Annotated in this window: 8 protein-coding genes; 3 read left to right on the top strand and 5 right to left on the bottom strand. The window is 74.3% G+C overall.

Annotated features, from left to right (window positions below):
- From E1291_RS41820 to E1291_RS07610, 3 genes are all read left to right on the top strand, one after another.
- Nucleotides 1-315 (top strand): hypothetical protein (locus E1291_RS41820; protein WP_207400608.1); only part of this gene is annotated, 315 nt, incomplete at its 5' end.
- Between the two features lie 58 nt (nucleotides 316-373).
- Nucleotides 374-2,056, top strand: a complete 1,683-nt coding sequence (locus E1291_RS07615) for an acetyl-CoA carboxylase carboxyltransferase subunit alpha (protein WP_242614005.1) — start codon at nucleotides 374-376, stop codon at nucleotides 2,054-2,056.
- A gap of 70 nt (nucleotides 2,057-2,126) precedes the next feature.
- Nucleotides 2,127-3,494, top strand: coding sequence for an acetyl-CoA carboxylase biotin carboxylase subunit (locus E1291_RS07610; protein WP_131737021.1), 1,368 nt, complete (start codon nucleotides 2,127-2,129; stop codon nucleotides 3,492-3,494).
- A 133-nt stretch (nucleotides 3,495-3,627) separates the two neighbouring features.
- Here E1291_RS07610 and E1291_RS07605 read toward each other — a convergent pair whose 3' ends face one another.
- The 5 genes from E1291_RS07605 to fabG all read right to left on the bottom strand — a co-directional run bounded on the left by E1291_RS07605 (nucleotide 3,628) and on the right by fabG (nucleotide 8,852).
- A complete protein-coding gene (locus E1291_RS07605; RefSeq protein WP_131737020.1) occupies nucleotides 3,628-5,085 on the bottom strand; it encodes a right-handed parallel beta-helix repeat-containing protein in 1,458 nt (485 codons plus the stop codon).
- Between the two features lie 289 nt (nucleotides 5,086-5,374).
- The gene (locus E1291_RS07600) at nucleotides 5,375-6,052 is read right to left on the bottom strand and encodes a TenA family protein (RefSeq protein ID WP_207400607.1); all 678 of its coding nucleotides are present in this window, start codon (nucleotides 6,050-6,052) and stop codon (nucleotides 5,375-5,377) included.
- Between the two features lie 11 nt (nucleotides 6,053-6,063).
- The gene (locus tag E1291_RS07595) at nucleotides 6,064-7,692 is read right to left on the bottom strand and encodes an FAD-dependent monooxygenase (RefSeq protein WP_242614004.1); all 1,629 of its coding nucleotides are present in this window, start codon (nucleotides 7,690-7,692) and stop codon (nucleotides 6,064-6,066) included.
- Between the two features lies 1 nt (nucleotide 7,693).
- A complete protein-coding gene (locus E1291_RS07590) occupies nucleotides 7,694-8,020 on the bottom strand; it encodes a TcmI family type II polyketide cyclase (protein WP_131737017.1) in 327 nt (108 codons plus the stop codon).
- An 88-nt stretch (nucleotides 8,021-8,108) separates the two neighbouring features.
- The gene (fabG, locus tag E1291_RS07585) at nucleotides 8,109-8,852 is read right to left on the bottom strand and encodes a 3-oxoacyl-ACP reductase FabG (RefSeq protein WP_131737016.1); all 744 of its coding nucleotides are present in this window, start codon (nucleotides 8,850-8,852) and stop codon (nucleotides 8,109-8,111) included.
- Between the last annotated feature and the right edge of the window lie 24 nt (nucleotides 8,853-8,876).

Here is an 8,876-nt window from a genome sequence, read left to right as displayed (position 1 = left end):
CGGGCGTTGCGGCGCAGCGGCGTGACCGCCGCGGACGTCGGCGCCGTCGCGCTCGGCGCGACCGGGTTCCGCGGGCTGCGGGCACCCGAGGAGGACGCCGTCCGCGACGTCCTCGGCGGGCCGCCGCCGCACGTGCTGCGCACCCCGGCGGTGCTCGGCGAGACCTACAGCGCGAGCGGGGCGCTGCAGATCGCGGGGCTGCTCGCGGCCTGGCGGCACCCGGGCGCCGTCCCGGCCGGCGCCGCCCCGGTCGCGCTGGTCACCTCCCTCGGCGACGACGGCTACTGCGGCTGCCTGGTGATGCGCCGGGCGTGACGGCATGGCCTCAGCGGGCTTCCATCGGTCGTTGAGCCCCCGGGGTCACTCTGCCGGGGTGGACGTTCTCACAGCGGCCTGGATCCGCTGCCCCCAGTGCTCAGACCTGACCTACGGCGGCCGCTACGAGCGCAACCTGCGGACCTGCCCCGGATGCGGCGCCCACGGGCGGCTCGACGCCGAGCAGCGCATCGGGCAGCTGCTGGACCCGGGCTCGGTCGAGCGGCTGGCGTCCCCGGCGGTCGTGGCGGACCCGCTCGGGTTCGCCGACACGCGCTCCTACGCCGAGCGCCTCACGGAGGCGCGCGAGCGGACCGGGATGGACGACGCGGTCGCCTGCGTGACCGGCGAGGTGATGGGCCGCCCGCTCGTCGCGGCGGTGATGGACTTCCGGTTCATGGGCGGCAGCCTCGGCGTCGCCGTGGGCGAGGCCATCACCGCCGCCGCGGAGACGGCGCTGCGGCTGCGCCGGCCCTTCCTCATCGTCACCGCGTCCGGCGGGGCGCGGATGCAGGAGGGCGCGTTCGCGCTCATGCAGATGGCGAAGACCGCCCAGGCGCTCGCCGAGCTGGACGAGGCCGGGATCCTCACCGTCACGCTGGTCACCGACCCCACCTACGGCGGCGTCGCCGCGTCCTACGCCACGCTCGGCGACGTCGTCCTGGCCGAGCCGGGCGCGCGGGTCGGGTTCGCGGGGCCCCGCGTCATCAAGCAGACGATCCAGACCGAGCTGCCCGACGGGTTCCAGACCGCCGAGTTCCTGCTGGCCCGCGGCCTCGTCGACGCGGTGGTCCCGCGCCCGGCGCTGCGCCCGACGCTCGCCGACCTGCTGGAGGCCCAGGTCCCGGTGCGCGCGGCCCGCCGGAACGCCCCGCACGCCGAACCGGACACCGGGCCGGACGCCGCGGCCGGGCGGGCGACGCTCGTGCGCGACCCCGGCGCGCTGCCCGAGCGCGACCCCGCGGAGATCATCCGCGCGGCTCGGCACGAGGAGCGGCCGAACACCCTGGAGTACGCCAACCAGCTGCTGGACGGCTTCCAGGAGCTGCGCGGCGACCGGCTCACCGGCGACTGCCCCGCCGTCGTCGGCGGGATCGGGCGGCTGGACGGCCGCCAGGTCGTGCTGATCGGGCACCAGAAGGGCCGCGACACCGCCGAGCGCGTCCGCCGCAACTTCGGCATGGCGCTGCCCGAGGGGTACCGCAAGGCCGCCCGGCTGATGCGGCTCGCGGTCAAGCTGGACCTGCCGGTCGTCACGCTGGTCGACACGCCCGGGGCGCACCCCGGCATCGGCGCCGAGGAGCGCGGCCAGGCGTGGGCGATCGCCGAGAGCATCCGGCTGATGTCCGGGCTGCCGGTGCCGGTCGTCACGGCGATCACCGGGGAGGGCGGCAGCGGCGGCGCGCTCGCGCTCGCCGTCGCCGACCGGGTGCTGGCCTGCGCCGGCGCGATGTACTCGGTGATCAGTCCCGAGGGCTGCGCGGCCATCCTGTGGCAGGACCAGGCCGCCGCCCCGCACGCCGCCGCTGCGCTGCGGATCGGCGCCCGCGACCTGCTGCGGCACGGCATCGTCGACGCCGTCGTCCCCGAGCCGGACGGCGGCGCGCACGAGGACCCCTCCGCGGCGGCCGAGCTGCTGCGCGCCGCGCTGACCCGGGCCCTCGCCGAGGTCTGCGGCCTCGCCCCCGCCGAGCGGGTGGCGCGGCGCCGCCGCCGGTTCCGCCGGTTCGGGCTCGCGTGATCCACGCGACGCCCGGCCGGGAAAGTCAGCCGTCCGCGCGCCCGCGGGCGCGCACGACGAGAGGAAGGTCGTGTTCTCCACCATCCTGATCGCCAACCGAGGCGAGATCGCGCTGCGCGTCGCGCGCACCTGCCGCGAGCTCGGCATCCGGACCGTCGCGGTGTGCTCCGACAGCGACCGCGGATCGGCGGTGACGCGGTTCGCCGACGAGTGCGTCCGCATCGGCCCCGCCGCGGCGCGGCACAGCTATCTCAACCCGGCCGCCATCGTCACGGCAGCGCTGCAGACCGGCGCCGACGCCGTCCATCCCGGGTACGGCTTCCTGTCCGAGGACCCGGACTTCGCCGAGATCTGCGAGGCCGAGGGGCTGACGTTCATCGGCCCGTCCGCCGAGCTGCTCGGCCGGCTCGGCGACAAGGCCCGCGCCCGCGAGATCGCCCGCGCGGCCGGGCTGCCGGTGCTGCCCGGCAGCTCGGAGTCGCTGACCACGCTGGAGCAGGCCAGGTCGCTGGCCGCCGAGATCGGCTACCCGGTGATCCTCAAGGCCACCGCGGGCGGCGGCGGGCGCGGCATGACCGTCGTCCGCGCGGCGCGCGACCTGCCCCGCGCCTGGGCGCAGGCCCGCGCGAGCGCGCAGGCCGTGTTCGGCGACCCGCGGCTCTACCTGGAGCGGTTCCTGGACCACGCCCGGCACGTCGAGGTGCAGGTGCTCGGCGACGGCCGCGGCGGCGCCGTGCACCTCGGCGAGCGCGACTGCTCGGTGCAGCGGCGCCGGCAGAAGCTCATCGAGGAGACGCCCGCGCCGGGCCTGCCGCGGGAGCTGGCCGACCGGATCTGCGCCGCCGCGGTGCGCGCCGCCGAGCAGGTGGACTACGCCGGGGCCGGGACGTACGAGTTCCTCGTCGACGACGACGGCGGCTTCACCTTCATGGAGGTGAACTGCCGGATCCAGGTCGAGCACCCGGTCACCGAGATGGTCACCGGGATCGACCTCGTCCGCGAGCAGCTGCGGGTCGCCGCCGGGGACGGGCTGTCGGTCACCCAGGAGGACGTCCGCCCGCGCGGCGTGTCGATCGAGTGCCGGGTCAACGCCGAGGACCCGCGCCGCGACTTCATGCCGACGCCCGGCCTGGTCGAGGAGTTCTGGCCGCCGGCCGGCCCGTTCGTCCGGGTCGACACGCACGGCTTCCCCGGCTTCCGGGTGACGGCCGACTACGACCCGCTGCTGGCCAAGGTGGCGGTGTGGGCGCCGGACCGCCGCCAGGCGATCGAGCGGGCCGACCGGGCGCTGGAGGAGTTCCGCGTGACCGGCCGGGGCGTGCGGACCACGACCGGCTTCCTGCGCGAGGTGCTGGAGAACCCGGTGTTCCGCGCGGCCAAGCACACCACGGGCCTGGTGGACGAGATGGGCGCCGCCGAGCTGCGGCGCACCGGCTGAGCCCCGGTCCGGCCGTCGCCCCGGCCGGGCCGAGTGGAAAGGCCGGTGGCGGGCCGCCTCTCACGGGCGGCCGGCCACCGGCCTCTTCGGCTACCCGGTCCGGCGCCGCGCGCGGCGCCGGACCGAGGGGGGGTCAGCGGACGCAGGCGCCCTGGAAGACTCCGATGTTCGGCGGGTTCGGCACGCGGTTGCCGAACAGGTCCCGGCCGGTGAAGCCCGGGATCGCGGCGCCCGTCCCGATGGCAGGGGAGCCGCACTGGAGCCGGTAGCCCAGCGGGCCGGTGCCCGGACGGGTGAACCGCGGGTCGGCGTTGACCGCGCCGTGGTCCCCGGACGGCAGGGTGGAGACGTTCTCGTAGAGGTTGTGGTCGAAGGTGCTGACCGAGTCGACGATCGTGGACCCGGCTCCCGGACGGCCGGAGAAGATGTTGTTGCTGAACGCGATCGGCGTGTGCGGCAGGCTCCGGACGAGGCGCTCGGCGACCGTGCTGCGGATCACGTTGTTGTAGAACTTCACGTTCTTGATCGGGTCGTCGCAGCCGTTGGCCACCACGGGGATGTCGAAGTTCCCGATCAGCAGGTCCTTGTCGTCCTGGCTGACGTTGTAGCGGATCGTCGCGCCGTCGCCGTAGGTGCCCGCGAACGCGCAGAACAGCATGAACGGGCCGGCGTTGTCGTGGCTGTAGTTGTACTGGTAGGTGAGGTCGCGGTTGCCCGCGTCGACGCTGAAGGCGAACGACGGCGGGCTGCTGACGCCGCCCGTCACCTCGTTGTACTCGACGACGGCGCGGTCGGAGTTGAACGCGAGGATGGCGGCGTGCGCCATGTACGCGCGGCGCCCGAACCCGTTGACCAGGTTGTGGTCGATGCGCGGTTCGGTGGCGTTGGAGACCATGATCCCGTCGCCGCCGGTGTCGCCGACCCGGTTCCCGGCGACGCGCACGTTCGTGATCGGCACGTAGGAGTTCGTCCCGGCCGGGTAGAGGTCGTCGCGGCGCGACCAGGTCGACAGCACGCCGACCCCGAGGTTGTCGATGGCGCTGATCTGGTTGCGGGTCACGCGGATCCCGCTGAAGGTGGTCGGCTTGGCCGACCCGGCGGCCTTGAAGATGACGCCGCCCGCGTTCTCCTTCTCGGCCTGGAGGCAGTCGCAGCCCGGGACGTCGTGCACCTTCACCCGGTCGACGACGTAGTGGCTGCCGGTGCCGTAGTCGGTGAGCAGCACGTAGATGCCGGCGCGGGCCGTGCCGTCGGCCTGAGCGCGGTTGGAGACGTCGAGGTCACGGATCTCGTAACCCTGCACGTTCTCCAGCAGCACCGTCGCGCGGGCGCCGCCGCCGTCGACGGCCGGGAGCGCGCCCCTTCCGTAGGCGCCGATCCGGATCGGCGCGGACGCCGTGCCGGAGCCCTGCGGCTTCAGGACGCCGGAGCAGGCGGTGCCGCGGCGCAGGACGAGCGAGTCGCCGGGCCGGAACGTGACGCTGCTCGCCTTGGCCAGCGTCCGCCACGCGGTCGTGGGGGACGTCCCGGCCTTGGCGTCGTCGCCCGACCGGCAGTCGAGGTGGTACCGCGTGCCGGTCCGCGTGGTCACGGCCCCCGCCTGAGCGTTTGCAATTCCGGTAATGCCGGAAATACCCAGGATCGTCCCGGCAAGGACGGTGGCGGCACGGCCGGACAGAAGGCGGAACGGGCCGCCTGACCTGTTTCTGGGGGGTGGTGGAACGTTGCCCATCGTCTTTTCTCCGCGCATGTGAGAAATCCGGCGCCGGTCTCCTTGCGAGGGGGGCCGCGGGACCGCGCCGGACTTGGGATCGTTGACCGCACGAGTGTGGGGCCGCCGGCTCGAGGTTCGCTCGAAACCGGAGATATGGGTGACCGTCCTAAACCGGCCATTCCCGGCGGCGCCAGGCGGAGTCGGCGAATTCCCACTCCAGCCGGGCACCGGCCCGGAACCGGCCGGCCAGCAGCGCCCGATCGCGGTCGCTGCCGCCGGCCGCCACCTCGTCGATCATGTCGAGGTAGCCGTCGACGTATTCCTGCAGGTAGTCGCCTTCGGGCAGGTACTGCGCGATCCAGTCCGCGTACCGCGAGGACGGGTCGTGGCGCTCCCGGAGGTCGGCCGAGACCAGGAGGTGGAACCAGGTCATCGGCAGCAGCCCGCCGATCGCCGCCGGGAACGGGCTCGCGGGCGCCGCGAGCATGAAGGACGTGTAGGCGTGGATGCCGGGGCCGGGCGGGGCGGCGGCGCCCGGATCGCGTCCGAGCGCCGCCGCGAGCTTGCCCAGCTCGCCGTCCAGCCGGGGCAGCGAGCCGAAGGTCGCGCTGGCCGCCGAGGCGAGCAGCGCGCCGTGCCGATCTCCGTGCCGGTCGCCGCCGGCGATCGCCGCGCACCCCGCCAGCGCCCGCGCGTAGGCGGGCACGACGTGGTGCGCGTCCTGCTCCGCGAAGTACCACAGCGCCGCCGGAGGCAGCGTCCCGCGGCGCAGGCCGGCCCAGAAGGGGTGCTCGGTGATCCGGGACACCACCGGGCCGGCGATCGCCGACAGCTCCGCACGCATCATCGGCTCCCTCAGCGCGCCGCGGCCGCCACGCCGGCGCCGGCCGTCCGGCCGAGCACGTCGGCGAGGACCAGTTCCGGTTCGGGCAGGGCGTCGGTGCTCCGCCAGGCGACGAACGCGTCCGGCCGGACGAGCACCGCCCCGCGCGGCGACACCCCGTAGGCGGCGGCCCAGTCGGCCTCCACCGCGGTGTAGTCGCCGCCCGCGCCGATGCGCACCGCCTTCAGCGGCACCTTGGTGCGCCCGGCCAGCCGGGACGCCGCCTCGTGCCACGCGCCGCCGTCCGGGCCGGTGAGCAGCACGAACGAGTCCCAGAACAGGTCGACCGTGGAGATCCGGTTCCCGTCGCGCTCCAGCCACAGGTGCGGCGCCCGGGTGCCCGGCGAGCCGTCCAGCGTCAGCGGCGCGGTGAGCACCGGCGCCGGCTCCGGCCGCGCCACCGCCTGGGAGGTGTAGCGGTACCCGAGCGTGATGACGATGTCGTCCACCATCTGGCGGCGGACCTCGTCGTCGGCGTAGCCGTGCCGGATGCGGTTGCGGACCATCGCCTGCTCGGCCATCGCGCTGCCGACCGCGTGCCGCTCGTCGTGGTAGGTGTCCAGCAGGTCCTCGCCGCCCCAGCCCGCGAGCCGGGCCGCGAGCTTCCACGCCAGGTTGTGCGCGTCGTGGATGCCGGTGTTGGCGCCGAACCCGCCGGCCGGCGGGTGCACGTGCGCGGCGTCGCCGGCCAGGAACACCCGGTCGACGCGGAACCGCTCGGCGACGAGCTGCGCGCCCTCCCACGGCACCTTGTTCATGATCTCGACGTCCATGCCGGGGATCCCGGACGCGGTCCGGACGATCTCGACGCAGCGCTCGTCGGTGAAGTCGTCGGGGGACTCCCCCTTCTCCGGGTGGTACACGGGCGCGGCCAGCCAGGGGTCGCAGCCGTGCAGCCGGGACAGGCCGGTCATCTCCCCGCCCGCCGTGGCGTAGCAGAGGATGAAGGGCCGGTCGGCCAGCACCGCCTCCAGCTCGGGCGCCCGGAAGTAGATGCTGAGCGCGTTGAACACCGTGCCGCGGCCGGACCGCTCGACGCCGAGCGCCTTGCGGACCGTGCTGCTCGCGCCGTCCGCGCCGATCAGGTAGCCCGCGCGGACCGTGCGGACCTCGCCGGTCTCCCGGTTCTCGATGCGGGCGGTGACGCCGTCCGCGTCCTGCTCGACCGACAGCAGCTTGGTGCCGAACCGCAGCTCGGCGCCGAACTCGCGGGCCTTGTCGGCGAGGACGACCTCGTAGCGGTCCTGGCCGCAGCCCATCACCCGCTCGGGGCTGATGTCCGGGCCGTCCAGCGACGGGGCCTCCACGACCTCGGCGTCGGCGATCTCGGCGTAGGTGTTGACCCGCAGGATGCCGCCCTCGAAGAACGGGTGCGAGTCGCCGATCTCCAGCGCGCGCACCTCCTTGCCCATCCCCGCGGCCCGGAAGATCTCCATGGTGCGGGCCTGCAGGCCCGGGGCGCGCGGCAGCACGGAGGTGTCGGCCCGCTTCTCCACGAGCAGCACCCGCACGCCGTAGCGGCCGAGGAAGGAGGCGGCGGACAGTCCCACCGGCCCGGCGCCGACGATCAGCACCGGGACTTCGTCGTCGAATTCGCTCACGTCACTCACCCTTGGCGTCCCAGACATAGAAGGGGTCGGCCATCGCGTCCTTGGGTTCCTTCCAGTTCGGGTCGTACGGCCGGATGTGGTGCGACAGCCGTTCGTTGATCTCGCCGTAGAGCGGGTGGCTGCGCGCTTTGTACAGGTTCGGCGTGATGTCCTCGTCCGCCTCCACCAGATGGAAGTACAGGTCGTGGAAACGGAACAGCGTGCGGCGTGACACGCCGATCATCCGGGGCAGGTCGCTGGCGTCAGAATCGGCGAAGATCTGCGCCACGTTGTCCGCCTCGGCCGGCTTCATGCGAGCGACGATCAGTGTCCGGTGCACCCCGGCCTCCTCTCAAGTGACGCCGTCACTCTCCGGGCCGCGCCTCCGGTCCTGGTCGAAACCGGGTCGAGCCGCGCCGCCGGGCCGTTCACAGCGCGATGCCGCCGTGGATCTCCAGCACGCTTCCGGTGATGTATCCGGCCCGGTCGGAGGCCAGGAACGCCACCAGCTCGGCCACCTCGCCGGGCCGGCCGAGCCGGCCCAGCGCCGTCGAGTCCTGGAGCCGCCGCCGCGCGTCCGCGTCGAGCTCGGCCGCCATGTCGGTGTCGATGAGGCCCGGCGCGACCACGTTGGCGCGCACGCCGCGTCCGCCGACCTCCTTGGCCAGCGCGCGGGTGAAGCCGATGATCCCCGCCTTGGACGCCGAGTACCCCGTCTGCGCGGCGTTGCCGTAGATGCCCGACACCGACGACAGGGTGACGACGCAGCCCGAGCGGCGCTTCATCATGCCGAACACCGCGGCCCGGCACAGGTGGAAGACGCCGCCGAGGTTGGTGTGCAGCACGTCGTTCCAGTCGGCCTCGTCGGTGAGCACCAGCGGCCCGTCCCGGGTGATCCCGGCCGAGGTCACCACCACCTCGATGGGCCCGAGCACCTCCTCGGCGCGGCCGACCCAGGCGCGCATCTCCTCGCCCTTGGACACGTCCGCGCGCACCGGCAGGGCCCGGCCGCCGAACGCCCGCGCCTCCTCGGCCACCCGCGCCGCGGCCGGCTCGTCGCTGTGGTAGCAGAACCCGACGTCGAACCCGTCCTCGGCCAGCTTCAGCACGACCGCGCGGCCGATGCCGCGCGAGCCGCCGCTCACCAACGCGACCTTGCGGGATTTCGTCATGGCGGAGCCTCCCAGCTCTGTGTC

Origin of the sequence: Actinomadura roseirufa (assembly GCF_900659635.1) — a bacterium.
Lineage (GTDB): Bacteria > Actinomycetota > Actinomycetes > Streptosporangiales > Streptosporangiaceae > Spirillospora > Spirillospora roseirufa.
The sequence above is the reverse complement of the archived record's forward strand: the minus strand, read 5'-3'. Positions and strand labels throughout refer to the sequence as shown.